The organism is Vibrio sp. 10N.222.55.C6 (assembly GCF_041473395.1).
Classification (GTDB): Bacteria; Pseudomonadota; Gammaproteobacteria; order Enterobacterales; family Vibrionaceae; genus Vibrio; species Vibrio crassostreae_C.
On sequence record NZ_JBFRSD010000198.1, the window covers coordinates 1 to 345 of the forward strand.

1 protein-coding gene is annotated in these 345 nt (G+C 40.9%); it reads left to right on the top strand.

The window, feature by feature from the left end; all coding sequences use genetic code 11:
* Positions 1-283, top strand: a 283-nt coding sequence (locus AB4486_RS23210) for an oligogalacturonate-specific porin KdgM family protein (protein WP_372118882.1), incomplete at its 5' end; no start/stop codon positions are given.
* Positions 284-345: the final 62 nt, after the last annotated feature.

The window sequence follows — 345 nt, forward strand, 5'->3', positions numbered from 1 at the left end:
TGGCACAACTCGTGGTGCTTCGAATCAGTTTGATATCTGGCTATCTAAAAGCTTTGGTGATGTGGGGCTAATGTATAACCCGAGATACCGTTATCAAGACGGTGTTGACCAAGGCACTGGTCGAGATGATTATTGGGAACATACTGTTATGGTTAACTATAAGGTTAATGAAACTTGGACGCCATACATGGAGCTAGTGTCTGTCGATGAAACCTATGTGGACTCTAACGGCAATCGAGAAAACGATTATGCAGTACGTTTAGGGTTTGTCATGAACTTGTAATTTGATGAATATACAGAGCATTCCTTGTCCATAATATCGTAGAAAACAAAGAGCAGCCTTAA